Annotated in this window: 21 protein-coding genes; 15 read left to right on the plus strand and 6 right to left on the minus strand. The window is 44.6% G+C overall.

Annotated elements, in window-relative coordinates:
* Positions 1-7 precede the first annotated feature (7 nt).
* Together AC07NA_RS00370 and AC07NA_RS00375 are read left to right on the plus strand one after the other, a co-directional pair.
* On the plus strand, positions 8-2221 hold the full coding sequence (locus AC07NA_RS00370; RefSeq protein WP_494894678.1) for an IPT/TIG domain-containing protein: 2214 nt from the start codon (positions 8-10) through the stop codon (positions 2219-2221).
* A 271-nt stretch (positions 2222-2492) separates the two neighbouring features.
* The gene (locus AC07NA_RS00375; RefSeq protein WP_494894680.1) at positions 2493-4898 is read left to right on the plus strand and encodes an ABC transporter permease; all 2406 of its coding nucleotides are present in this window, start codon (positions 2493-2495) and stop codon (positions 4896-4898) included.
* A gap of 135 nt (positions 4899-5033) precedes the next feature.
* Here the strand turns inward: AC07NA_RS00375 and AC07NA_RS00380 are convergent, their stop codons facing one another.
* The 3 genes from AC07NA_RS00380 to AC07NA_RS00390 form a co-directional block, all read right to left on the minus strand.
* Positions 5034-5615, minus strand: coding sequence for a Crp/Fnr family transcriptional regulator (locus AC07NA_RS00380; RefSeq protein WP_494894682.1), 582 nt, complete (start codon positions 5613-5615; stop codon positions 5034-5036).
* Between the two features lie 140 nt (positions 5616-5755).
* On the minus strand, positions 5756-6988 hold the full coding sequence (locus AC07NA_RS00385) for a fumarylacetoacetate hydrolase family protein (protein WP_494894684.1): 1233 nt from the start codon (positions 6986-6988) through the stop codon (positions 5756-5758).
* A 22-nt stretch (positions 6989-7010) separates the two neighbouring features.
* Positions 7011-7982: a DUF6268 family outer membrane beta-barrel protein gene (locus AC07NA_RS00390; RefSeq protein WP_494894686.1), complete on the minus strand. Its 972-nt coding sequence runs from the start codon at positions 7980-7982 to the stop codon at positions 7011-7013.
* Positions 7983-8189: 207 nt separating this feature from the next.
* On the opposite strand from AC07NA_RS00390, the gene AC07NA_RS00395 reads away from it, so the two are divergent.
* From AC07NA_RS00395 to AC07NA_RS00410, 4 genes are all read left to right on the plus strand, one after another.
* The gene (locus tag AC07NA_RS00395) at positions 8190-8801 is read left to right on the plus strand and encodes a TetR/AcrR family transcriptional regulator (protein ID WP_494894688.1); all 612 of its coding nucleotides are present in this window, start codon (positions 8190-8192) and stop codon (positions 8799-8801) included.
* 135 nt (positions 8802-8936) lie between these two features.
* Positions 8937-10316: a TolC family protein gene (locus AC07NA_RS00400; protein WP_494894690.1), complete on the plus strand. Its 1380-nt coding sequence runs from the start codon at positions 8937-8939 to the stop codon at positions 10314-10316.
* 7 nt (positions 10317-10323) lie between these two features.
* On the plus strand, positions 10324-11403 hold the full coding sequence (locus AC07NA_RS00405) for an efflux RND transporter periplasmic adaptor subunit (RefSeq protein ID WP_494894692.1): 1080 nt from the start codon (positions 10324-10326) through the stop codon (positions 11401-11403).
* The gene (locus AC07NA_RS00410; protein ID WP_494894694.1) at positions 11400-14456 is read left to right on the plus strand and encodes an efflux RND transporter permease subunit; all 3057 of its coding nucleotides are present in this window, start codon (positions 11400-11402) and stop codon (positions 14454-14456) included. The genes AC07NA_RS00405 and AC07NA_RS00410 overlap by 4 nt, the downstream gene beginning before the upstream one ends.
* A gap of 201 nt (positions 14457-14657) precedes the next feature.
* On the opposite strand, the gene AC07NA_RS00415 is transcribed toward AC07NA_RS00410, so the two are convergent.
* Positions 14658-15257 (minus strand): FMN-dependent NADH-azoreductase, encoded by a 600-nt coding sequence (locus tag AC07NA_RS00415; protein WP_494894696.1) that lies wholly within the window; start codon positions 15255-15257, stop codon positions 14658-14660.
* 108 nt (positions 15258-15365) lie between these two features.
* On the opposite strand from AC07NA_RS00415, the gene AC07NA_RS00420 reads away from it, so the two are divergent.
* The gene (locus tag AC07NA_RS00420) at positions 15366-15764 is read left to right on the plus strand and encodes a winged helix-turn-helix transcriptional regulator (RefSeq protein WP_494894698.1); all 399 of its coding nucleotides are present in this window, start codon (positions 15366-15368) and stop codon (positions 15762-15764) included.
* 16 nt (positions 15765-15780) lie between these two features.
* Here the strand turns inward: AC07NA_RS00420 and AC07NA_RS00425 are convergent, their stop codons facing one another.
* Both AC07NA_RS00425 and AC07NA_RS00430 read right to left on the minus strand, forming a co-directional pair.
* Positions 15781-16470, minus strand: a complete 690-nt coding sequence (locus AC07NA_RS00425; protein WP_494894700.1) for a DUF2461 domain-containing protein — start codon at positions 16468-16470, stop codon at positions 15781-15783.
* Between the two features lie 13 nt (positions 16471-16483).
* Positions 16484-18385: a beta-N-acetylhexosaminidase gene (locus tag AC07NA_RS00430; RefSeq protein ID WP_494894702.1), complete on the minus strand. Its 1902-nt coding sequence runs from the start codon at positions 18383-18385 to the stop codon at positions 16484-16486.
* A gap of 299 nt (positions 18386-18684) precedes the next feature.
* On the opposite strand from AC07NA_RS00430, the gene AC07NA_RS00435 reads away from it, so the two are divergent.
* From AC07NA_RS00435 to AC07NA_RS00470, 8 genes are all read left to right on the plus strand, one after another.
* Positions 18685-20043, plus strand: coding sequence for a PAS domain S-box protein (locus tag AC07NA_RS00435; RefSeq protein ID WP_494894704.1), 1359 nt, complete (start codon positions 18685-18687; stop codon positions 20041-20043).
* Positions 20044-20202: 159 nt separating this feature from the next.
* Entirely contained in the window at positions 20203-20559 is a 357-nt protein-coding gene (locus AC07NA_RS00440) for a nuclear transport factor 2 family protein (RefSeq protein ID WP_494894706.1), read from the plus strand.
* Between the two features lie 17 nt (positions 20560-20576).
* A complete protein-coding gene (locus AC07NA_RS00445) occupies positions 20577-20927 on the plus strand; it encodes a hypothetical protein (RefSeq protein WP_494894708.1) in 351 nt (116 codons plus the stop codon).
* Positions 20928-20942: 15 nt separating this feature from the next.
* Entirely contained in the window at positions 20943-21518 is a 576-nt protein-coding gene (locus AC07NA_RS00450; protein ID WP_494894710.1) for a Crp/Fnr family transcriptional regulator, read from the plus strand.
* Between the two features lie 109 nt (positions 21519-21627).
* Positions 21628-22530, plus strand: coding sequence for an NmrA family NAD(P)-binding protein (locus tag AC07NA_RS00455; RefSeq protein WP_494894712.1), 903 nt, complete (start codon positions 21628-21630; stop codon positions 22528-22530).
* A gap of 3 nt (positions 22531-22533) precedes the next feature.
* On the plus strand, positions 22534-23445 hold the full coding sequence (locus AC07NA_RS00460) for a helix-turn-helix domain-containing protein (protein ID WP_494894714.1): 912 nt from the start codon (positions 22534-22536) through the stop codon (positions 23443-23445).
* Positions 23446-23561: 116 nt separating this feature from the next.
* Complete coding sequence (locus tag AC07NA_RS00465; protein WP_494894716.1) at positions 23562-24335, plus strand: SDR family NAD(P)-dependent oxidoreductase; 774 nt, start codon at positions 23562-23564, stop codon at positions 24333-24335.
* A gap of 87 nt (positions 24336-24422) precedes the next feature.
* Positions 24423-25337, plus strand: a complete 915-nt coding sequence (locus AC07NA_RS00470) for a helix-turn-helix domain-containing protein (RefSeq protein WP_494894717.1) — start codon at positions 24423-24425, stop codon at positions 25335-25337.
* The last annotated feature ends 14 nt before the right edge of the window (positions 25338-25351 follow it).

The raw sequence follows: 25351 nt of genomic DNA on the forward strand, positions 1-25351 counted from the left end.
AAAAGCTATGAATTATCAAACAAAATTTAACACAGCTACCCGTATGGCGCTGTGTTTAATGAGCCTGTGCATGCTTCTGTTAGGCGCTTGTAAAAAAGACGGAAAGGATGAAGTTAAAGTGCCCGTAGCCGTTACCGATTATTACCCAAACAGCGGTAACCAGGGTACTTTAGTTACTATAGAAGGCACCGGTTTCAGTGGTAAAACCGATGGCGTATCGGCCACGTTTAACGGTGTTAATGCCGATGTAGTGAGTGTTACCGCTACCGCCGTTGTTGTACGCGCGCCGGCCGCCGGTGCTACGGGCAGCATCGTTATGAAGATGAATAATGAAACCCTTACTATCGGCAACTATACTTACCAGGAATTGAGTGTACAAAGCCTCAGCCCGGCAAATGGTGCCGCGGGTACGCATATTCGTATTGTAGGTGCAGGTTTTAGCAGTACAAAAGGCCCGGCAACGGTATTTGTGAACGGCAAACCGGCTTTAGTAGTTAGCGCGAGCGATAACCTGCTGGTTGCCGAAGTACCTGTTGATGCCGGTACAGGCCCGGTTACCGTTAAAGTAAACGGCAGTGAAGCCAACGGACAGATCTTTAAATTTCAGGTGATCTCTGCAATTAAGCCAGCTTCCGGCGGCAAGGGTACACAGGTGAAAATTACAGGTGGCGGTTTTGATGAAGTAAAAGCGGGCAACCTTGTCGACTTTAATGGAAAGGCAGCCGTAGTTACAGAAGTAACGGCCGATTACCTGATGGTAACCGCTCCGGATGGTGTGCAAACAGGCCCGGTATCTGTAACCATTAATAAGCAGAAAGCTACAGGGCCAATATTTATCGTAGTACCGATGCCTAAAATTAACGCGGTTACGCCATTAAGCGGTCCGGCAGGTACCGAAATGACCATAACAGGTGAAAATTTCAGCACCTTTAACGACGAAAATAAGATAACTATAAATGGTAAGAATACCGTTGTACTTACATCCAATCCCTTTAAAATAACGTTAACCATTCCCGGCAGTACAGGCGATGGTAAAGTTATTCTGAACGTGAATGATCAGATAGTGCAAGGCCCCGATTTTAAAGATCAAACTTTGGGTATAGCCTCTATGGCCCCGGATAACGGACTTGCAGGCACGCAGGTAACCATTGCTGGTACAGGTTTTAATGCCAACGCGGCTTTAAACACGGTTACGTTTAACGGCGAGAAGGCGCAAATAATCAGCGCGACACCTACAAGTTTGGTGGTGGTAACGCCTCCTGCACTTACCTCGGGCCCGGTAGTTGTTAGCAACGCGGGGCAAAATGCAAAATCGCCGGTAAACTTTAACCGTGCCGGTATCATGACATTGGCGGGTGGCCCCGGCAGTACTGCCCTTAACATATCAGACCGTGGCGCAAGTATCACGGTAGATAGCCATGGCAACGTGTTTTTAGTTGATTTCAGCAGTCAATGTATCAGGAAGATCAATCCGCAGGGCGTTGTATCTGTATTTGCAGGCAGTACCTCCAAGCAATCGGGTAATCAAAACGGACAAGGGACAGACGCACGCTTCAGCTTTAGTTTTACAAGCGGTATCGTTGTTGATAAGCAGGATAACCTATACGTTTCTGATGGATCGAACAACACTATACGTAAAATTACACCTGATGCTGTAGTAAGCACTTATTCTGTTAACCTTATATCACCGGGGAAACTGGCTATTGATGATGATGGTATTTTATACGTGCAAACCCAATATAGCCTTACCAGGGTTGATAAAGCAGGTGTAAGAGCAGTTACGAGCAATTTTTATGCTAATGACTATGGTTCGCCGGTAATTGTCGGTTCCTATTTGTATTCTTCTGATAGTGACGGCTTGTATATAAACCGTTATGATTTAAATACCAAAACTAATTTGCGTGGCTGGGCAGGTAACGGTGAATTCGGTAATTCCGACGGGCCAAAAAATCAATCAATGCTGGCCATTCCTTTAGGCCTGATAAGCGATGGGCAGGGTAATATTTATTTCTCTGACGGATTCGCGCAAACAACACGTAAGATCAATTTAACCTTAAATGAATTGAGCACTGTTTCAACCCAACCGGGGCGCGGGTATAAAGATGGGGCTTTGAATGAAGCACAATTCATGAACAGGTCAGACATGGCAATAGACAAGGAAGGCAATATTTATATTGTTGACCAGTTCAATAATGCTATTCGTAAAATGTTTTTGAAATAAGCGTAGTACATTTTTAAATATTTAAAAGCCGGGGCATCAGTGTTCCCGGCTTTTTTATTGTTGTGCAATTTAGGCTTGCAGAATTGATTGGTTGACGATATGCCGGGAACCTCTTTATCTGCAACCGCACACTTACCGTTCGAATACGAACACCTATCCATTGTTTCATTTACTTAATCTTCACATTATCAATATTTTAAATTGATGGCATTTGTTTTGGGCAGATCGGTTGATATTTTATATTCTTCTGATACCTTAACACCTGAATCAAATGTTTAAAAACTATCTAAAGACAGCATTAAGAAATTTATCCAGGCATAAAATAAACGCTGCCATTAATATTGCAGGATTGGCTGTGGGCTTTGCCGCTTTTCTTTTAATATTTCTTGTGGTTGAGTATGAACAAAGCTTCGACCGGTTTCATGCTAAAAAAGACAGGATATACCGTATAGGCAGGGTTGGTAAAAACGCAGATAAGAATGGTTACCGTACAGGAGTGCCTGTGCCTGTTACAGCAGCGTTACGCGCAGAGGTATCGCAGGTGAAAAATGCCGCCGCTATACAGGGATATGGTGAGGTGCAGATAGTAGTGCCGGGTGATGGTAATACCGGCTTTAAGAAGTTTAAGGAAATGCACGGCGTGTTTTTTGCCGAGCCGCAGTTTTTTCAGATGTTCGATTTCGCAATTATTGATGGCGATTTTAAAACGGCGCTTAGTGAACCAAATATGGCCTTGTTAACTAAAGCCACGGCCATAAAATATTTTGGCGACTGGAAGGGCGTAGTTGGCAAGCCACTTAAAATGGAAGGCCATATGGTTAAGGTAGCCGGTATTCTTGAAGATCCGCCGTTAAATACCGATTTTCCGTTAAAAGTTGTGTTGCCATATACTCCTATTGCTAAAAACAACGCTCAAAACTGGTCGGGTATAAACGATAATAATTATTGTTTTGTTGAACTGGCTTCGGTTAGCACACCCGCGCAACTTGACAAATCGCTGGCTGATTTTACAAAAAGGCATATCCAACCGGTAGATAAAGGCTACGATTTATCTTTACAGCCTTTAACAGAAATACATTACGACGCACGATACGGCAATTTTACAGGCCGTACGTTTAGTAAAAATCTTATTTGGGCGTTAAATCTTATCGGCCTGTTCCTGGTAGTTGTGGCCTGTGTAAATTTTATCAATTTAACCGTTGCGCAGGCTATAAACCGTGGCCGTGAAGTGGGTGTAAGAAAAGTACTTGGCGGAAGCAGGCTACAATTGATACTTCAATTTTTGGGCGAAACCGGGGTTACCAGCTGCTTTGCTTTCGTGATGTCTCTGCTGATAGTTGCGTTTTGCCTGCCTGCTGTTAATAATTTATTAGATATCCATCTATCAGTCTCAACACTATATAGCGGCAGGTTGATATTGCTAATGTTTTGCTCGTTGGTGCTGGTGTCCTTAATTTCAGGGCTTTACCCGGCATTGGTACTTTCAGGGTACAAACCGGTTGTTGTTTTAAAGGGGGCTATTGCAGGTTCTGATCAAAAAACAGGGGTTTTATTCAGGCGTGGTTTGGTGGTTTTTCAGTTTGTGATAGCCCAGGTGCTTATTATTGGTACGCTGGTGGTTACATCACAAATGGACTACTTTAATAATGCCGATATGGGGTTCAGAAAAGACGCCGTTATTTATGCAAACTTCCCCAATGACAGTACAAGCCGTACAAAAATTGATTATTTGCGTGGTGAACTGCAAAAAATACCGGGTGTAAATAAGGTGAGCATGAGTATGTATACACCAACGGCAGGAGCTGATGGCTGGGCTACCGGTTTACAAACGGAAGGTAATAAAACCGATAAGCTTGATATGATAGTGAATATGAAGATCGCGGATCAGGATTTTTTCAGCGTTTATAATCTTCCTATTGTTGCAGGCAGGATATACTTTCCAGCCGATACCATGCGTGAATACGTGGTTAATGAAGCCGTCATCAGCAAATTAGGAATCCGTAATGCGAATGATGCCATCGGGAAACGAATTAACGTAGGTGGCAGAACCTTGCCTATTGTGGGCGTAGTGAAAAACTTTCATAATAACTCGCTAAGTGATCCTATTGAGCCAATAGTATTAACCACTGCAAAAAGACAATATAGTTTAGCCAGCATGCAGATCGACCTTGGTAAAGCAAAATCGGTATCTGTTGCTATGGAAAAACTATGGAACAGTGCTTTCCCTGAGTATACTTTTGAATACCATTTTATGGATCAAACCATAGCCGATTTCTACAAACAGGAAAATCAGCTTTCGCAACTTTATAAAATATTCTCAGGCATTGCCATTTTTATATCTTGCCTTGGGCTATACGGCTTAATCTCGTTTATGGCTGTTCAACGCAAAAAAGAGATCGGTATTCGCAAAGTTCTCGGTGCCCCGGTTAAAAATATTGTCATCCTTTTATCTAAAGAGTTTACGCTTTTAATTGTGTTAGCATTTTCGGTTGCTTCGCCACTGGCCTGGTTTTTTATGCACAAATGGTTGGAAGGCTATAGCTTTCATATTACCATAGGCATATCGTTTTTCGCTGTTACTATGCTATTCTCTATATGTATCGCCTGGCTAACGGTAGGTTATACCGCTATAAACGCCGCGCTTGAAAACCCTGTAAAAAGTTTAAGGAGCCAGTAATGTAATTACATTACAAAGCTGCGGTAGGCAGCAATTACATTTAGCTCTTTATCATCATAAATCCCCTGCAAGTTTTTGGCTTGCAGGGGATTTATGCTTTACAGCAGAATTCATAGAATGCTGTAAAAGATGAATTTAAGCCTTCTTTCTTAACCTGCTCAAATGCTCGGGTGTTAAGCCCAGGTAAGAGGCGATATAATATTGCGGAACCTGTTGAACAATTTGTGGGTAAGCGGCGGCAAAGGCCCGGTATTGCTCTTCGTGCGAATCTGAAATGATCTTTTTACGTTTGGCTTCTGCAATGCAGAATATCTGCTCAATAATGAGCCTGCCGAAGCGTTCCCAAACTTTATATTTATCGTACAGGGTGTTGATATCATCTTTTTTAAAAATGAGCATATCAATATCGGTCAGTGCTTCCAGGTATTGCTTTGATGGCGTTTGCATAATGAAGCTCTGGTAATCGCTGGTGAACTGACCATCGGCCACAAAATCAACAGTAGTATCTTTGTTGTTTTGATAAGAATATTCGCGCAGTACACCGGCGTTCACAAATACAATGAAGTTACAAGTTTGCCCTGCCTCAAGCAGCAGGTCTTTCTTCTTCAATGCCTTAACGTGCGCTATCTGTGCAAAAGCGTCCCATTCTTCGGCGTTAGGCTGTACAATTTTCCTGATGAATTCTTCAACCTTTAGCAGGGCCTGAGGGTCTGTCATGTAATATGTTCTGTTAAATGGTTCAATAGAACGGTTATCTAAATATAATTAAATATGCCGGTCACCAAAAATAATTAAAGCGGGACGAATGTCGTTTTTCGCAATTCATCCCGCCGGTAAATATATCCCCGCTAAACTTATTATTTAACGCTGGTTCTGATAGTTCCGAGATAGTTGATGGTGCTTTCAACATAGTCGCCGGGTTTCAGGTATCGGGGATTGGTCATTTCCTTTTTCAGGTATTGTTTTAAAATGTAGGGGTGCATTTTCGCGCTGAAAAAGCCACCGGTAAAAATATATTTGGTCACCGTGCCAAATATGAAACCTTTTGTTGGGGCATTGAACACCACACCGGATGGTGTTCCGGTGATAATGATGCTGTTTGGCGGGATACAATCACCTTCAAATAAGCTGATCATTTTATCCCGGTAATAACTTTTCTTTTCGCCTTTTACCGATAACGAGCGTTCTATGATCTTATCGATATTCCACACCATATCTTTCGCGCTCCCTTGCTGCCTCAACGTACCATTTACAGTAAGTTGCAAATTCAACTCCCTCACGAAAGTACGCCAGTTTCGGGGTATAACCATATAGGGACCGGTAGGCAGAAACCCTTTTTTGCTTTTAGCATCCGGAAATCCGCGGCCGCCAACAACGTTTTGGCTGTCCATTTTGCGCATCAGGGTAGCACGGTCGGTAAAATCGTTCACCACCAAAAAGCCTATCATGGCATGGTTCAAATCGGTAACTGAACAAACCGGTGAAGGAAATACAACACCCAGCTCAACTTCGTGGTCTAACAGCCAGCCTTGGGTATAATGCAGATTGTGTATCGCCGGATCTGTCTCTACTAATTTAGGGAACATAAATGGCCTTATCTGCCCGGTTTCCTTACCATGCTCGGCATAGTTAATGCCTATGGCAAGGTGTTCTTTGCCTGCTACCGCGGGCAACAGGTCGGCATATTTTACCGCGACTTTTTTTTTACCGGCCCTGATTACCTTAACCACCTCGTCGAACGATGAATTTTTAATCACCTGGAACGCGTTCAAATCATAGCGTTTCATTTCAACGCTAATATCTACACCTGTTACCGCTTGCCCGTCATCCGCCAAAACAGCGAGTGTATGCACTTGCCCGTCTTTTTGAAAGCGGCTTAAGGTAAGGGCATCCTCGGGCGCTTTAATGAGGTGTACTGTTTTTTTAGTATCACCGGTTTGCGTAAGGGTGTCGGCAACCATCTTAACGGGGTGGCGGTGGGTTTTTAAAATATGCAATGCCGGCAACAAGCCGGAATACGCGGTATAGGTATTGACGATGGTAAGCAGCCCCGCGGCCGCCAAACCGATCAGTATTCTGGTAATGATCATGATGGATTTGAATGATAAATAATTACTTTTTACCCGGAACAATGCGGTAGCTTAAACCAATTTTAAAAGCAAGTCCGGGTGATACCTCGGGATTGATCGGGTCTTTTCGGTCGCCCAGTTCGGCGAAGTCGACAAAAGCCTTGGCCTTGTCATCCTTATTGTAGATCTCCATGTTGCGGATAAGGGTATAAGCCGCCGTAGCACGTATTGCCCATTTAGAAGAAATATAGCGTTCAATAAAAAGACCGGGATTAACAGTATTGTATTCAAAATAACGATCCTGATTGTTTAACCGGTAAGTTGAATTTTGAACAAAGAGGTTAAATCCTGTATTTACTTTAGGGCTCACGGCATAACTGGCGGTAAGGCTATGCGGCACATCGCCGAAGATCTGCCACTTCTCGTTCACTTTCCAGTCCATACCCACCAACACCACATATTGCGGACCGTAAAACTGCCTGCGGTAGCCCAATATGGCCTTCCAGGTAATATTGTCGCTTGCCTTCCAGCTTCCGCGTACAATGGCGCCAAACTTAATATCCGAGCCCTTTACATTTTTGTAATCGCTGTTCATGGTTGGCGTAAGCAAGGCGGTAAGGTTGAATGTTTTGCTTAACATGGTGCTGTAACCCAATGTAGGAGAGATGCTATACACCCTTTTTACTTCAAAATCCGGATGGGTGCCTGAGAAATTGAACGCTTCCAGATTACCCCCAACGATCAGGTATTTTGACTTGGTAGGTGTTAAAAACAAAGGAATGGATGTGGCTATCTTCAGGTTGTTGCCGGTAAATTTCTGATAGCCGGCAGGGGTTTCAATCTTCATGGGCATGTGTTCGTAGCTGATGTTTACACCTTCCACATAACCCTGGCCAAAGCTTAGCCGGGGTAAAATTGTTAATAGCATTACGGCAAGTGTTATTGAAAAAACAAGTAATGCCGATGATTTACTTTTGGGTGATGCCAGTGTTGATTTTTGATTATTGATTTTCATGTGTGATTGTTTTAATTTTTTAAAGCCTCCATGGAATGAGACAAAACTATCCACACTAAAACCGGAACTCATTGATGTTTATCAATATCGTATGCTGTTGATTTATTCAATGAAAGGAGGAACGAAAATATCCTGAAAAGATTTTTTGACATATTTTTTGATTTTACTGAACAGTGTTCAGTATATTTGCCGCAGTAGATAATTACAATGGGTGTACCGGAAAGAAAAGAGCGTGAAAAAATGGAAATGAAGGAGCTGATCAAATCAGCTGCCTTAAAGTGTTTCCTGGAGGATGGCGTTGCCAAAACCTCTATCCGCAATATTGCCGACGAGATAGAATACAGCCCCGGTACTATCTACCTGTATTATAAAGATAAAGATGAGTTGCTATATGATGTGCAAAGCGATGCTTTCGGCAAGCTTTGGCAGGCATTTACACAAAATGTAATCAGCAATAATCCGGTAGAACGCCTGCAACAGCTTGGGAAAACCTATATCACTTTCGGCCTTCAAAACCCGGAATTGTACGATCTGATGTTCATCATCCGAGCGCCTATGAATGTTGACGAGGAGATACATAAAGCTAACGGGGGTAACTGCCTTGATTTTTTAAGCGAGTGCCTGGCAGCCTGCATAGCGGAAGGCTCACTTATTGTTACCGACCTGAATGCCGCTGTTTTGCAGGTATGGGCTACGGCACATGGTTTAGTGTCGCTTAATTTACGTTGCCGTTTAAAGGTGATGCAAACTAAAGAAGAAGAAGTTCCGGATACATTGCTGGCAACTATGGAAAATTACATCCGTTCTGTAACAAAATAATATTTTTTTTGCACTAATACTAAACACTGTTCATTTTTTAAACAATTATTAAAATATAATCGTCGGTTATTCGTCTACACAATAACACGTTGATTTAACGCATATTTTTTACTTCATTACTAAACACTGTTCATTATGTATACACTATTTATTAAGCGTTTGCTTTTGCCGGTCTTTATCGCCGGTATTTGGCATAGCGGGGCCAGAGCCCAAACCGCGCGGCTCGACGGTTACATTGCCGATGCCTTTGACCGTAACCAGGGTTTAAAAGAACAACAGATGGATCTGGACAGGGCGCTTTACGCTTTAAAAGAAGCACAGGCCATGTATTTGCCTACGGTAAGTGTGTTAGGCAGTTATACCAAATCATCAGGCGGACGAACCATTGATGTACCGGTAGGTGATCTTATCAACCCTGTTTACGCCGCGCTCAATGAGCTTACTAACTCTAATAAGTATCCGCAGTTAGGCAATCAATCGTTCCTGCTTAACCCCAATAATTTTTACGATGCCAAGGTGCGTACCAGTCTGCCACTCATTAACGCCGAGATCTGGTACAATAAACAGATGAAACAGCAGCTTATCAATAGCCAGCAAGCGGCGGTAAATGTTTATAAGAGAGCCTTGGTAAAAGATATAAAAACAGCTTATTACCGCTATTACCAGGCTTTGCAGGGTGTGGCCACTTATAATAGCGCCATGCTGCTCATCAAAGAGAATATCCGCGAGAACGAGAGCCTGCTACGTAACGGTGTACGTAACGGAACCGCCCTGTTGCGTGCCCAAACAGAACAACAAAAAACCACTGCGGCGTTGATACAGGCGCAACATGCTGTTAAAAACGCGCGTTCTTACTTTAACTTTTTACTCAACCGGCCGCTTGCCGATTCGATAATTGTTGATACGGATGCCCTTACCGCTGCGCATGTTACAGCTGATACCACGGCGGGAACAGCAAAGCGCGAGGAACTGAGCCAATTGCGCACCTTGCAGCAGGTATATAAGCTTGATTATAAACTTCAAAAGTCGGGTTTCATCCCGAAGGTGAATACTTTTATCGATTTGGGTTCGCAGGGTTTTGATTTTAAAGTGAACGATAAAACCCGTTATTACCTGTGGGGCGTAAACCTGCAATGGGACATATTTACCGGCGGACAGCGTAAGTACCGTGCCGCGCAATCACAAGCCAAAATACAGGCCGCTACCGCCCAGCTCGATCAAACTACGCAACAGCTGAATCTTCAGCTCGATCAGGCTTATAATAATTATCAATCGGCAAAGGCGGCTTATCAAAGTTCGGTAGCGCAGGTATCATTCGCTGGCAAATATTATACAGATCAGCTAAAAGCTTACCGTGCCGGGCAGCTCCTGTACCTTGAACTGGTTGACGCGCAAAACCAGCTGACCAATGCCCGCCTGCAAATTGCCGATAGCCAGGCCGGTTTGCAAATCGCCCTCGCCGAACTGGAACGCGACCAGGCTACTTATCCTATTAACAACCTCAACTCAAAATAAAACGCTCATGAAAACTTTAAAATATACCGGTTTATTATTGTGCCTGCCATTTTTACAGGCCTGCGGCCCTAAGCCCAAAGCAGTTACATCAAATATTAATAACGATACCATCCCTGTACAAGTGATGGCTTTGCAGCAGCAAAATGCAAGCGCGCCAATCACGGTATCGGGTAAGTTCACTACTGATGATGAAGTAATGCTCTCTTTTAAAACAGGCGGTATCATTAGTACCGTTAACGTAAGTGAGGGCGATGCTGTAAAAAGGGGGCAGTTGCTGGCTACCTTAAACCCAACCGATATTAACGCCCAGCTACAACAGGCACAACTGGCCAACGAAAAGGCCGAACGCGATTACCAGCGTGTGCAAAACCTGTATAAGGACAGCGTAGCCACATTAGAGCAATTGCAGAACGGTAAAACCGCCATGCAGCAGGCCCGCCAACAACTGAATATGGCAGCCTTTAACCAGCAGTATTCGCAGATCCGTGCGCCCAAGGATGGTTATATCCTGAAGAAACTGGCCAATGTGGGGCAGCAGGTTACAGCGGGTACGGCTGTGCTGCAAACCAATGGCGCCGGTGCTGGTAAATGGATGCTGCGTGTAAGCATCAGCGATCATGAGTGGGCCATGCTGCAATTGAACGATGAGGCAAAAATTGAAACCACCGCTTTGCCCGGCCAAACCTTACAGGGCAAGGTAACCCGGCGTTCCGAAGGGGTTGATGCCGCTACCGGTACCTTCAGCGCTGATATTACGCTTGCTGTCAATAAACCACAAGCCATTGCGGCAGGTATGTTCGGCAAGGCGATCATCAGCGTAAAACATGATAAAGTTAAAGGCAGCCAAACCTGGCAAATACCTTACGAAGCCCTCTTAGATGGCGACGGCGCCAACGGCTATGTTTTTGTGACTGATGATAACAAAACTGCTCATAAATTAAAGGTTAACGTGGCCGGTATCGAGAAAAATACGGTTACCATTAGTGCTGGCCTGGCGGGCGCACGTTCGCTCATTATTTCGGGCTCGGCTTATTTAACTGATAACAGCCCCATTATTGTTCAACCATCTAAAACAGCTGCCAAATGAAAATATCTGAGTATGCTGTAAAGAACAGCCAGTTTACGCTGGTCATCTTTTTGATGATCATTGTATTAGGGATTACTACCATGCTGAACATGCCCCGCTCGGAAGATCCGGAGATGCATGCCCCCTCTTATCTTGTTATAGTGAACTACCCGGGTACGAGTCCGCGGGATATTGAGGATAGGGTGGTAACCCCGCTGGAAAAGGTAATTTCCGGATTGGATGATATTAAGCGGGTACGTACCAGTATTTCAAACGGTGTAGCCGTAATCAGGGTGGAGTATAAATACAGCTCGAACATCGATTCAAAGTACCAGGAGATAGTACGTGAGGTGAATAACAAGCGTGCCGAACTGCCTGCCGAAATAACCAATATCGATATCCAGAAGCAACAACCTTCAGATGTGAATGTGTTACAGGCCGCGCTGGTATCAGAAAATGCGCCGCGCAGCAAGCTGCAATATTATGCCGAAAAACTACAGGATGAACTGGAAAAGGTATCGGCATTGAAACAGGTTAATATCTATGGCTTACCCGGCCAGCAGGTACGTGTTGAGCTGAACCTCGAAAAAATGTCGCAGATGCACCTGCCCGTAAGCGCGGTGGTGAATAGCCTGCACAGCGAAATGGCCAGCATTCCCGGTGGCAGTGTTGATGCATCTAAATTAACGTTCAACATAAAAACCAATGATTACCGTACGCTTGATGCCGTAAACAATACCATTGTGTATACGGCAGGCGGCAAAAACATAGCGCTTAAAGATATTGCCCGTGTATACTATGGCTATGGCGAAGAAAAGCACATTGCAAGGCTTAACGGCCACCGTTGCGTATTTGTAGTGGCAGCGCAAAAGGAGGGAGAAAATATTAATAATACCCAGGGCCGGTACATAGAGGTGCTTACTGATTTTAAAAAGATACTGCCTACAAATATCGACCTGGTACAAAACTTTGATCAGGCAGATAACGTGAACCGCAGGCTTACCGGCTTGAGCCATGATTTTATTATCGCCATTTTACTGGTAGCGGTTACTTTGTTGCCATTGGGTATCCGCCCGGCAGTTATCGTGATGATATCTATTCCGCTTTCGCTGGCTATAGGCATTGTATTGCTGCAATTATTCGGCTTTAACCTTAACCAGTTGAGTATTGTGGGTTTGGTGGTAGCGCTGGGTTTATTGGTAGATGACAGTATTGTGGTGGTTGAAAATATTGAACGCTGGATGCTGGAAGGCCATTCCCGAATGGAGGCTACCCTGAAGGCTACTAAGCAAATTGGTATGGCGGTTGTTGGCTGTACGGTGATCCTGATCATCGCTTTTATGCCTTTGGTATTTTTACCCGAGGGCTCGGGCGATTTTATTCGCTGTCTGCCGCTTGCCGTAATATTTTGCGTACTGGCCTCTATGGCGGTTTCGTTAACCATTATTCCTTTCTTATCAAGCCGTTTACTAAAGAACCATACCGGCAACCCGGAAGGTAACCTGCTGATGCGCGGACTTAAAAGGATGATACATGGCAGCTATGCGCGTTTATTGGATAAAGCGCTGCAAAGGCCTTTCATTACCATTGGTATTGCCTTAGTTATATTTGTGGCCTCGCTGAAATTATTCGGGATGATTGGTTTCAGCTTGTTTCCGTCGTCAGAGAAACCACAGTTTTTGATCAATATTACTACTCCTAATCAATCTAACCTGCCTTATACCGATTCGGTAACGCAGGCTATTGAAAGTCAGCTAAAAGAAGAACCGCTGATTAAATATTATGCCACCAACGTAGGGCACGGTAACCCACGGATCTACTACAACGTGATCGCCGAAAATAACCGTAGCGATTTCGCCCAATTGTTTATCCAGCTGAATGAAGATACCCGTCCGGACGTTAAGTTGGCGCTTATTCAAAAATTACAGAACCGTTGGGCACATTATCCCGGCGCTAAGGTTGAAGTGAAGAACTTTGAACAAGGGCCGCCCGTTGTTGCCCCGGTAGAGGTGCGCCTGTTTGGTGAAAACCTCGATACCTTACGCGCGCTATCATTCAAAATAGAAAAAATGCTGCACGCAACGCCCGGAACCATGTACATCAATAACCCGGTGAGCTTGCTTAAAAGCGATATCAGGGTGGCAGTTAATAAAGAAAAGGCACAGCAACTGGGTGTATCATCGCTTGCAATAGACCAAATTGCCCGCCTTGCTGTAACCGGGTTGGATATGGGTACCTATTACAATAACGACAATAAGTATGGCTACGCCGTATTGCTGACCAGGATGAAAGAAGGCCGCCCCAACCTGGATGCCTTCAGCAACCTGTATGTGAACAATGCGGAGGGGAACGCTTTACCGTTGAACCAAATTGCTAACCTTAAACTTGAAGCATCGCCGGCGGTGATCAATCACCAGGAAAAGAAACGGGTGGTATCTATACAGGCTAACGTGCAGAAGAATTACCTGGTGAGCCGGGTGCTTGAAGATGTACAGCAAAAAATGGATAATATGAAGCTGCCGGTTGGTTACAGCTATGAAATGGGTGGCGAGGTTGAATCGCGCAATAACTCATTCGGTGGTTTCCTGAGCATTATTGTGGTTACCATATTTATGTTTGTAGCGGTATTGGTACTGCTGTTTAAAACATTCAAGAGTATGCTCATAATACTTTCGGTAATTCCGTTGGGGGTAGTGGGCGCGGCGGTAGCGCTTTGGGTAACCGGTAATTCGCTGTCATTTGTGGCAATTATCGGGTTGATCGCATTGGCGGGTATCGAGGTAAAGAATACCATTTTGCTGGTTGATTTTACCAACCAGTTAAGACGGCAGGGGAAAGGCCTTCAGGAAGCGATTCGTGAGGCAGGAGAGGTGCGTTTTTTACCTATTGTGCTTACCTCCTTAACGGCTATTGGTGGTTTAATCCCTATTGCTATCTCTACCAATCCGCTTATCTCGCCTTTAGCCATCGTGCTTATCGGAGGATTGATCAGCTCGACACTGCTATCGCGTATTGTAACGCCGATTGTTTATGAATTAATCCCTCCCGCGATAGAACCCGTAGAAACGGAATAAATTAACAGACGAGAATAACAACACCAACCAATTGGTGATGTAGCGTTATAAAGTAAAGCAACAAAAGCCCGGCGTAATGTCGGGCTTTTGTTTTACATGTTGACGAAGTGATTAAACGGTGCATCTGTTAAACATGCTTAACTTCTCTTGCAGATGTTACCCAAAACGATTTGATGGTAACTTCACCAATCACAGCTTTAATTACAAGGCAATACTATCGATGCCTTTTTGTAAAGCCGCATCCGCTTGCCCGGGGTAAGCGACGCCTTCCGCGCGGAAAACACTAAGATCGGTCATGCCTAAAAAGCCGAGTAAACCTGTCAGGTAGCTGGAAACGAAATCCATGGCCTGGTAAGGTCCGCTTGAATACACGGCGCCTGAGGCCATTGCCACGTAAACCTTTTTGCCTTTGATCAATCCTTCCGCGCCCGTTTCGTCATATTTGAAAGTGACACCAGCCCGTGCTATATGATCTATCCATGCCTTCAAAACCGAAGGTATACCAAAGTTCCACAGCGGCGCGCCGATGACCACAATGTCTGCCGCCCGGATCTCCGCGATAGCCTCGTCGGAATGTTTAAGCGCTTCTTTGCTTTCCGCAGTATGGTTTTCGGCAGGTGTATAAAATGCTGCCAGTGTAGCTTCTTCCAAATGAGGGAAGGGATTTTTGGTAAGGTCGTGTACCTTAACGGTGCTGCCCGGGTTGGCCGCTGTAATCTTCTCTACTATAGCGTTACCCAGTTTAGTGCTGAACGATTTTTCGCCGTTAGGGCTGGAAATAATATGCAGTATCTTTTTCATTTTGTTTGTGTTTTTAACAGTAGCAAAACTATCTGTACCAAGTATCAAAAAGATATGGGTTTCCCAAAGGATACCGGTATCGTTTGGGATACTGCTTATCTTTAGCGCATGAAAACGGATCTGACAAATGGCTTGGGGAGTAAACATCCCTGCGCCCATAATGCTTGTGCCGAAGGTGTTACCGGCATCAGGGATGCCCTGTATGTATTGAATGGCAAATGGAAACTGCCGTTGGTTTTCGCGCTCACCGAAGGCCCTATGCGCTTCAAGGATATCCAGCGATCGGTAGGTGATATTACGGCCAAGGTACTATCTAAAGAATTAAAGGACCTGGAATTGAACGAGTTTGTGGTGCGAACCGTGCTGCCTACCGTACCCGTGAGTGTAAGCTACGAACTGACATCCTACAGCCGTTCTTTAGAGAGTGTGCTTATGGCGTTGAAAGATTGGGGCATCCGGCACCGCCGAAGAATAATAGCCAGTAGGAAAACAGAACAGAGCGCCTAAAATGTAAGATTGCGTTTTACAACACTTCACCATTGTTACCTACGCTCAAAACTTCGCTCATATAATCAAGAAATGGTCGCATTTGCCTGAATGCTTCATCTGCCAGCTGCACAAAATCCGCGCTTAGTAATTCTTCATCGGTAAACCTTTTCATCACCAGGAATTGTTTGTAGCGCAGCAGGTCGATAGCCTCGTGGTCTTTGGGGAAACCCTTCGGACTGGTTTTTACTTGTTCACCCTGAAGCGGACCAAAATTGGCCACGAAATAGGGATCACCAATTATTTTTCTGAGCGGACCGGCATCAAACGCGATATCTTCCCGGATGCGCCTGAGGTCTTCAGGGTTTGGGTCCCAGAAGCCACAAAGCACAAAACTTTTACCGCCCGATTCCAAATGATAATAATAACCGCCGCGGCGTTGTTTACCGGCACGTTTGAAACGGCCTCCCCAGTAGGTACTAAAAGGAGTTTTGTCTTTAGAAAAACGCACATCCCTGTAAATACGGTACAGGCTTCTCTTGCCGCTGGGTGTTTCCAGCACGTCGTGCTTGTTTACCGCGTTTAGCATTGCCTGAGCTGCCTCCTCAATACCCGCCAGCGCTTGCTGATATTCTTCTTTATTAGCGGCAAACCATTCCCGGTTGTTGTTGCTGCCCAATTTATCGAGGAATTTAAGGGCAAGCAGCATAGATACATTTTCAGGCATGCGTTCCGTTTCCTTACTTTAACCTGCTTTTTAATTCAGATATCGGCATTGTCACAAAACGACCAACCGGTGTTTTACCACGATATGCGATCACACGCAGTTGCGTAGCATCAATAGGCACGGTTAGTACGCCCGTGTATTTAGGATAAAATCTGTCGGGATAAGAGTTATCAAAACTGTAATACAGATCGAGGCCCGATACTTCCGAACTGAGCGTTACAGTTATCGTACTATCGGCATTTCTGCCTGCCTTAAAATCAGGTTCATAAGCACTGGGCGCGTACTTGATTTCTGCTTCGTCAAAACGTGCGAAGTGCTTTTCTACCTTGGCGAAAAACGTGGTAAAGTTTTTCTTGGCAGGCGGCGACCATACGCTCTCTGCCAGTGCAAATCCGCGCGGCCATGTCATATATTCGGCCTGGCGTATGTTGTATACCTGTTCTGTCCATAAATTGGCCTGTCCGCCTTTTATCAGTTTGGCATCAACGCCGGCCGGTACGGGTTCAAATTCGTAGGTTTTGCTCAGGCGAAGGCTGGCGTACACATGCGGCTCCATCACACGGTCGCCCTGCATATAATCTATATATACAAAAGTAGTAGGGCTCATCACCACTTCATGGCCCAATTTTGCCGCTTCAATACCACCTGCTATACCGCGCCAGCTCATCACTGCTGCATTAGGGCCTATGCCGCCTTCAAGTATCTCATCCCAGCCCATAAACTTTTTGCCCTTTGATTCTACTATCTTCTCCAAACGTTTCTCAAAATAGCTTTGCACCTCTTCCTGCGATTTCAGGTTTTCTTTCTTCATCAGCTCCTTTACCGCGTCACTTTGTTCCCAAAAGTTTTTGGCACATTCATCGCCTCCTAAATGGATATACCCGAAAGGGAACAATTCGGCAATCTCTCCAACCACCTTATCTAAAAACTGGTAGGTGAATTCGCCGGCAGGATTCAACGTGTTATCTACCAATGCCGGGTGACCGGGTTTCGACCAGTCCATTATTTTTTCACCCGAACGTACCGCGTATTTGTTTGCACCGGGCGTGGCCGATAGTTCGGGATAAGCCGCCACTGCTGCCAGGCTATGGCCGGGTACATCCACTTCCGGCAGAATGTTCACAAATCTTTCCTGGGCGTATTTGATCACTTCACGAATATCATCCTGCGTATAAAAGCCGCCATAATTACGCGGTTCATCAGGCTTCGGCGGAATAAAATCTCCAAAAGTTCCTTCCCTTTTCGCGTTGAAAGCGCCTACGGTTGTTAGTTTGGGGAAGCTTTTTATTTCGATACGCCAGCCCTCATCATCTGTTAAGTGCCAGTGAAAAAGGTTCAGCTTGTACCTGGCCATATTATCAATATAGCTCATCACTTCTTTTTTAGTAAAGAAATGTCTCGAAACATCGAACATCAGGCCCCTCCATGCAAAGCGCGGATAATCTGTGATTTCCACCGCAGGGATAAGCCATTGTACGTTTTTGGCAACTTCTTTACCTTCAATCTCTTTTGGTAAAAGCTGAAATAAGGTTTGTAAACCGTAAAATAAACCGGCTTCGGTGTTCGCCTTTATGGTTACGCCCTTTAAGGTAGATGACAGGTAATATCCTTCGTCGCCAATAACCTTATCGGTAACCTTGTTCAGGATCAGTTTAATGGGTGCTGCCGGCGCGCTTACCTTAATATGCACCAATTTGCCGGTAGCGGTAGAGAATTTATTTTTGATGAGATCAAGTACCGGTGTCATTTTAGTGCTCAGTGGTGCTTGTACCGTTAGTTCCCGGGGTAAAACAAAAGCCCCGGTATGCGGGGTGATTTTTACAGGTTCGGGAATAATGGCTATGGCGCTATTTGTTTGCGCAAAAGCGACAGGTGCCAGCAGGCAGGCAAAAACCAGTAATGATAATTTCTTCATACGTTATGAGTGATTCAACCAAGGTAGCATTTTGGCATATATCCTGCAAACTTCATTGCCTTGGTAGTCTAAATAGAAGATGCCATTAGTTTCTTATTTAAAAGTTTTCGAGTGCAATCAAATTAATAAATTGGCTATAGAATACTGTAAAATGATATTGGCAGTTGGCGGTTTGGTGAGTAAGTTTGCAAAGCGAGAAGAAACGATATTTGTTTTCATTACACGAAAACTTATTCGGTAAAATTTCATTGTACTACAAGTAGTCCATTCAATAAGGAAAGTACTTACAATCACCAACCATGAACCTATTTACAGATCCCTTGGTTACAGCGCTTTTGGCGACACCGGTGCCCACGCTTATCCTTGCTAATGATGCGCCGGATTTTACAGTGATTACCTACAACAAAGCATACGAAGAAGCTACCTATATAAAAAACAGGAGCATCAGGGGAATGAGTTATTGGGCTGCCTTTGATCCTGAAAAAGCGGGGAGCTACGGACCTACTTTGCTTATTGAAGCCTTTCATGAAGCCATTTATGCTGGGAACACCGTGCAGATGAAACCGCTGCATTACAATATTCCGTCGGCCATTGTCAGTGTCGGCGAGTTGTGCTGGTGGGATATCAAAATAGTACCTATTGTTTACAATGGCGAAGTAACCTATCTGCTGCTGAATGTATATAACATTACCGATAAGGTAGTGCACCAGGATGCTATTGAAAAAGCCATAATTAAAGAACTTACTTTGGCAGAAGACCTGGCCAGCTCAAATGTTAAACTGCATACTGCGGTTGAAAAACTGGCTATTGTTAATTATGAGTTGAGCCTTACAAAAAGTCAGTTGGAGGAACTGAACCAACACCTGGAGAACCGCGTATTTGAGCGTTCCAAAAAATTATTTGAAAGCGAAGCCAAGCAAAGGCAGCTGATTGATAATGCCCCTGTAGCGATAGCCGTACTAAGAGGGCCCGATCATACAGTAGAAATGGCGAACAAGAAGATTGTGGAGTATTGGGGGAAAACGAACGGAGTAGTAAATAAACCCTTATCAGTTGCCTTGCCCGAACTTGAGGGCCAGCCCTTTATCAATATCCTTGATTCGGTACGTGAATCGGGTGTGCCATACATCAACCCAGAACTCTGCGCTTTCCTGAATTTTAACGGCGTGTACCAGCCACGCTATTATGATATGATCTATCAGCCTGTACAATACACGCCGGGCTTAACAGACAGTATTTTTATAGTGGCTGTTGATATTACCGACCATGTTAATGCCAGGAAGAAGTTAGAACAATCCGAATCTATGCTTCGGCTGGCCATTGAGGCCGCCAATATTGGTACATGGTCAGTCTCCACCGAAGAAAAGATCCTCAAATATAACCCTATCCTCGCACGCATAGTAGGGTGGGAGCATGAACAAAGCATGACCTACGAAGAGGCCATTGGCCAGGTAACAGATGAATACCGCGATACCATTATAAAAGTTATTGAACAAGCCATAGCTGATGGCAGCGACTACGAATTTACTTACACCCAAAAAAGATTTAACGATGGTCGCATCATTCGCCTGAAGGCAAAAGGCCGGGTTTTATCAGGCGGAACTGATGGAGAACAGTTGTTTTCAGGAGTTGTTATCGAAATAAAGGAAGATCAATAAAATACTTGCCGGTATTTAATCAATGAATTGATTAAGTGCATAGCATCAATTAAGATGTTGCCATATCTGTTATAGATTGTACATGATCCGATAGAAGGAAATCTCAAAACCTTCAACCAGTTGAACTTTTTTCCGGTGACAGGCGGCGACCTTTGTGCTATGGAAAACATCAAAAACATGGAAGAAACCATGCTCACCTACACAAGTGCATGGAACGAAACAGAACGCGAAGCCATACTGGCAAAAATTAAAGCATGCTGGGCTCCGGAGGGTACTTATACCGATAAACTGACGGATACCATCACTGGTCAGGATGCGATTGTTGATTTGATCATCAGCTCCTACGGACAGATGGGGCCAAGAACATTCAAGGTATTAAGTCAGCCCGAAACGCATCATCGTAGCGGCCGCTTTAGCTGGCTGGCCATCCGCCCGGAGGGTTATCCTGTTCAAGGTATGGATTATTTTGAATTTGACGACCAAAACCCCATCACCCGTATAGTCGGCTTTTTTTAACTCATAATTTTATAGTAATGATCACATTTCCGGATATTGAAGAGGGCAAAGGCCCCGTGCTGATGCTGAACATGTTAAAGTTTAGAGACAGGCAGCTGTATTTTGAAGAGTATATCCCTGCCTTTAACCGGGTTGTAAGCCAATTAGGGATTGAAGGCGTTAAGGTTGCTTTAGTAACAGAAGTGCTGGGCAATATCATAGCCGCCGAAGGCGAAGTTTGGGATGCCATTGTTTTAGTAGAATACCCCGGTGCCGAAACATTTAAAACAATAGCCATGAGTAACGTTTACCATGACATAGCAGAACCGTTACGTGTAGCCGCGTTAGAAGATCTGAAGTTGTTCATGACCCGCAAGACCGGTTTTTAATTATTATCTTGGTGCATGTCTGAACTGATCTTGTCAAATTTCGCAATGCATATCGCGCTTGCTCCTGAAGAACAGGAGCAGGCGCTTGCTTTACTACAGCACAAAACAATTGCCAAACGTACCTTTTTGCTGCAACCGGGCGATATTGATAAGAATATCTATTTCGTAGTAAAAGGTTGCCTGCGGATGTTCCACACGGATAAGAAAGGACAGGAGAACACTATTTGCTTTTACCCCGAAAATTGGTGGGCTTGTGATATTGTAAGCTTTTTCAAGGTAAAACCGGCCATGAACAGCATCCAGGCGTTGGAAGGTACGGAGGTATACTACTTTACCTTGCCGCGACTGGAAGAGCTTTTTTTAAAGGTGCCTAAATTTGAACGCTTTTTTCGCATCCTTACTCAAAACGGCTTTGAGATGTACCAGCGCCGTATCATCTCCAATTTATCAAAAACCGCCGAAGAACGCTACCTATTGTTTCGTAAACACTACCCCGGCCTTGAGCAGCGGATAGCCCAAAAGCATATAGCCGGTTACCTGGGTATTACACCTGCTTTTTTAAGCATGATGCGAAAAGATAAAAACCTGTAAGTTTCCCGTCTTGCCGATTTCGCGGCCGTAGATTACAACACAACAAGCGTAGATTTGGTTATCAATGCTTTTGCTTTGTTGCAGACTTTTGATTCATAAAATTTAATTTATGAAAATCATAGTAACAGGTTCATTAGGACACATCAGCAAACCACTCATACAAGAGTTGCTTCAAAAAGGCCATGCGGTAACCGTTATCAGCAGCAATGCTGAAAAACAACACGCTATTGAAGAATTAGGAGCCACAGCAGCTATTGGTTTTGTAGAGAACGCGGATTTTTTAGCACAAGCCTTTTCCGGTGCAGACGCTGTGTATACCATGGTGCCGCCGGTAAGTTATCTGGATCCCGGCCTCGATCCGGTGGAACATTTCAGCCGTATTGGCAATAATTATGCATCGGCTATAACGCAGGCAGGCGTTGGCAAGGTAGTTAACCTGAGTAGCTGGGGAGCACATAGGGATAATGGCACCGGCGGAATTGTCGGCACATATTACCTGGAGCAGGTAATGAATGGGCTGCCGGCCGGGATAAGTATTACCCACATTCGTCCGGCTTCTTTCTACTACAATCTTTTCAACTTTATACCGGCTATCAAATATACCGGCAAAATAGCCGCCAATTATGGTGGGGATGACCGCACCGTACTTGTGGCACCTGTGGACATTGCTACGGCAGTAGCCGAAGAACTCGAAAATACTACAGCAGGCCGACGTATACGTTATGTAGCAAGTGATGAACTGACCTGTAATGAAATAGCCCGTATTTTAGGTGAAGCTATCGGCAAACCGGATCTTCAGTGGGATTTAATTTCTGATGAACAGGCACAGCAAAACCTGGAGGCAGCGGGTTTACCTGCAAGTTCAGCAGCCTTATTAGTTGAACTACAGGCGGGGCATCATAAAGGCCTGATTGCGGAAGATTATTATAAGCACCGGCCTGCATTAGGTAAAGTAAAATTAACGGATTTTGCTGCCGATTTTGCAAAGGCGTTTCAAAAACAGGTATCTTAGTATATGACAGATCACCGGCCTGAACATATTAAAACCATTGCGGAGTTTCACCGGTTTAGGGGTTTGCCCGGCCCGGTGCATCCTTTAGTTAGTGTGGTACGCTTTGAAGATATGCGGCAGGCAACAAATAATCCGCAAAGCTGGGTGCTTGATTTTTATGCCATCGCGCTGAAAAAGAATTTTCACGCGAAGCTTAAATACGGCCAGCAGGTATATGATTTCGATGAAGGTATCATGACCTTTATGGCACCGGGACAGAAGATCGGTATAGAATCTGACGCGGACGAACTTGCGGAACATTCAGGTTGGTTGCTGATCTTCCATCCGGATTTTTTGTGGAACACGCCCATGGCCAAAACCATCAGGCAATATGAATACTTTGACTATTCCGTTAACGAAGCGCTTTTCCTTTCTGAACAGGAAGAAACAATACTCAATGGAATTATGCTGAACATACAAATGGAATATGTTCGGGGGATTGACCAGTTCACGCAAAATATTATTATAGGCCAGTTAGAAGTTTTGCTGGCTTACGCGCAGCGTTTTTATCAACGGCAGTTTATTACACGAAAAATAAGCAGCCATGATGTGCTTACTCGTTTGGAAGATGTTCTGAGCAAATCCTTTCTTAATTTAAGTGATCAAGGGCTGCCAACTGTGTTGTCTGTTGCCGAGGGGCTTCATGTTTCCCCCAATTATCTGAGCAGCTTATTGAAAACCCTTACCGGTAAAAGCACGCAGCAGCATATACACGATAAACTGATTGGCCTGGCTAAGGAAATGTTGTCAACCACCGGTATGTCTGTAAGTGAAGTGGCTTATGCGTTGGGCTTTGATTATCCTCAATCATTCAGTAAATTATTCAAGAGCAAAACTAAGCTTTCCCCGGCAGAGTTCAGGCAGTCTTTCAATTAACCGAAGCCAACTAATCACCATCTTTTCATTTTGGTTACAAATGTCCTTGATTTGGTTATGACGGGCAATTATTGATTGCTCAAATTTGCTTTGTTCATTTATTAATTATCATTCTAATGGAAAATCAAATTGAGTCATCAACAAATAACCAGCTTATTGCGCTGGTAACCGGTGCCAACCAGGGTGTTGGCTTTCAAATAGCAAAAGAGCTTGCAGCTAACGGGTACATTGTATATGTAGGATCGCGCAATTTAAGCAATGGCGAAAAGGCCGCTGCTGAAATTGGTATTAATGCGCATGCCATCCAATTGGATGTTACCCAGCAGGCAACCATTAGCTCTGCGGTAGAACGTATTGAGAAAGAAGCCGGCCGCCTGGATCTGCTGGTAAATAATGCTGGTATTTCACATGCCGGTAAACCAGGCCGTACGGTGGAGGAAGTAATGGAATCGGGCAGAGCTATCAATGTATCATTAGACGAGGTGCGTACCGTATGGGAAACCAACGTGTTCGGCGTTATTGCCGTTACGCAGGCAGCTTTGCCTTTGCTGCGAAAATCATCGGCAGCGCGCATTGTCAATGTATCCAGCGGACTGGGCTCGCTTACCTGGATCTCTGACCCTGAATGCTGGGCAAGAGAACACTTTGGCATTGTTTACGCTGCCTCTAAAACTGCCCTCAATGCGGTTACCCTGGCCTTTGCTTTGGAGCTGGAAAAGGAAAATATCAAGGTTAATGCAACCAGCCCGGGTTATACGGCTACGGCACTGAACAATTTCCAGGGGACAGATAGCCTCGAAGTTGGATCGCGTGAGCCTGTTCGCATAGCGCTGGAGACCGACGGCTCTACAGGCGGCTTCACCGGCCCTGATGGTCCGCTGCCTTGGTAAGCAGACTGTCTTTACCGAAAAATAGTTGTAATGTAATTTATAACCGGCGGCATAATGGTCGCCGGTTATACTTATTATCTTTAAAAAATGAAAAACGAGTCTTCAAAAATAAGTAAGGTAGAAACCATAACGGAGATCCACCGCATGTTGGGTGTTCCCGGCCCCGGTCACCCGCTGATCAGTTTGCTGGATGCATCGCAACTGATCAACCTGTGCAGGCTGCCAACCAGTTATATTATTGGTTTCTACAAAATTACCTTCGTTACCAAATTAGGCGGAAAATTCCGCTATGGGCAGGGTTATTACGATTTTGATGAAGGCAGCCTATTGTTTACGGCACCTAACCAGGTGGTAGGCCATATAGGCTCTTACCAGGATAACGAAGGCATGTCGCTGTTCATCCACCCGGATTTTTTGCAGGGGCATCCATTGGCCGCGAAGATTAAACAATTCGGTTTTTTCTCGTATGCCGCGAATGAGGCGCTGCACCTTTCCGAGCAGGAAAGGGCAACCATGCTGGCTATTTACAACATCATCCGCGAAGAACTTAACAGCCGTATAGATGATTTTAGCCACGAAGTGATCATCGCCCAAATAGAATTGCTGCTCAGTTATGCCAAACGTTTTTACAAGCGCCAGTTTCTTACAAGACAGGTGGTTAATAATGAGCTGCTTCAGCAAGTGGAAGAGTTGCTGAATACTTATTTTAATGAAGAGAAGCCGGTTGGCCATGGTATACCTACCGTTCAATACCTGGCAGAACGATTGAATTATACCCCTAATTATTTAAGTGATATGCTGCGTTCACTTACCGGTTTAAACGCCCAGCAGCACATCCATCAAATACTGATAGAAAGATCGAAAGAACTGCTTTCTACCACAAGCCTCACCATTAGCGAAGTGGCTTATCAATTAGGTTTTGAGCATCCGCAATCTTTTAGCAGACTGTTCAAAATGAAAACAAAAACCTCTCCCGTACAATTCAGATCAGCTTTTAATTGATCAGTTAAGAAACA

This window comes from Mucilaginibacter sp. GW821-FHT07G05 (genome assembly GCF_059418565.1).

What these genes read in the sequence shown, in the direction of transcription:
- AC07NA_RS00445 (WP_494894708.1), top strand. Translation starts at nt 20,577, where the DNA reads ATGATCACATTTCCGGATATTGAAGAGGGCAAAGGCCCCGTGCTGATG.
- AC07NA_RS00400 (WP_494894690.1), top strand. Translation starts at nt 8,937, where the DNA reads ATGTATACACTATTTATTAAGCGTTTGCTTTTGCCGGTCTTTATCGCC.
- AC07NA_RS00385 (WP_494894684.1), bottom strand. Translation starts at nt 6,988, where the DNA reads ATGATCATTACCAGAATACTGATCGGTTTGGCGGCCGCGGGGCTGCTT.
- AC07NA_RS00405 (WP_494894692.1), top strand. Translation starts at nt 10,324, where the DNA reads ATGAAAACTTTAAAATATACCGGTTTATTATTGTGCCTGCCATTTTTA.
- AC07NA_RS00390 (WP_494894686.1), bottom strand. Translation starts at nt 7,982, where the DNA reads ATGAAAATCAATAATCAAAAATCAACACTGGCATCACCCAAAAGTAAA.
- AC07NA_RS00460 (WP_494894714.1), top strand. Translation starts at nt 22,534, where the DNA reads ATGACAGATCACCGGCCTGAACATATTAAAACCATTGCGGAGTTTCAC.
- AC07NA_RS00440 (WP_494894706.1), top strand. Translation starts at nt 20,203, where the DNA reads ATGGAAAACATCAAAAACATGGAAGAAACCATGCTCACCTACACAAGT.
- AC07NA_RS00375 (WP_494894680.1), top strand. Translation starts at nt 2,493, where the DNA reads ATGTTTAAAAACTATCTAAAGACAGCATTAAGAAATTTATCCAGGCAT.
- AC07NA_RS00470 (WP_494894717.1), top strand. Translation starts at nt 24,423, where the DNA reads ATGAAAAACGAGTCTTCAAAAATAAGTAAGGTAGAAACCATAACGGAG.
- AC07NA_RS00395 (WP_494894688.1), top strand. Translation starts at nt 8,190, where the DNA reads ATGGGTGTACCGGAAAGAAAAGAGCGTGAAAAAATGGAAATGAAGGAG.
- AC07NA_RS00435 (WP_494894704.1), top strand. Translation starts at nt 18,685, where the DNA reads ATGAACCTATTTACAGATCCCTTGGTTACAGCGCTTTTGGCGACACCG.
- AC07NA_RS00455 (WP_494894712.1), top strand. Translation starts at nt 21,628, where the DNA reads ATGAAAATCATAGTAACAGGTTCATTAGGACACATCAGCAAACCACTC.
- AC07NA_RS00430 (WP_494894702.1), bottom strand. Translation starts at nt 18,385, where the DNA reads ATGAAGAAATTATCATTACTGGTTTTTGCCTGCCTGCTGGCACCTGTC.
- AC07NA_RS00465 (WP_494894716.1), top strand. Translation starts at nt 23,562, where the DNA reads ATGGAAAATCAAATTGAGTCATCAACAAATAACCAGCTTATTGCGCTG.
- AC07NA_RS00410 (WP_494894694.1), top strand. Translation starts at nt 11,400, where the DNA reads ATGAAAATATCTGAGTATGCTGTAAAGAACAGCCAGTTTACGCTGGTC.
- AC07NA_RS00380 (WP_494894682.1), bottom strand. Translation starts at nt 5,615, where the DNA reads ATGACAGACCCTCAGGCCCTGCTAAAGGTTGAAGAATTCATCAGGAAA.
- AC07NA_RS00415 (WP_494894696.1), bottom strand. Translation starts at nt 15,257, where the DNA reads ATGAAAAAGATACTGCATATTATTTCCAGCCCTAACGGCGAAAAATCG.
- AC07NA_RS00420 (WP_494894698.1), top strand. Translation starts at nt 15,366, where the DNA reads ATGAAAACGGATCTGACAAATGGCTTGGGGAGTAAACATCCCTGCGCC.
- AC07NA_RS00450 (WP_494894710.1), top strand. Translation starts at nt 20,943, where the DNA reads ATGTCTGAACTGATCTTGTCAAATTTCGCAATGCATATCGCGCTTGCT.
- AC07NA_RS00370 (WP_494894678.1), top strand. Translation starts at nt 8, where the DNA reads ATGAATTATCAAACAAAATTTAACACAGCTACCCGTATGGCGCTGTGT.
- AC07NA_RS00425 (WP_494894700.1), bottom strand. Translation starts at nt 16,470, where the DNA reads ATGCCTGAAAATGTATCTATGCTGCTTGCCCTTAAATTCCTCGATAAA.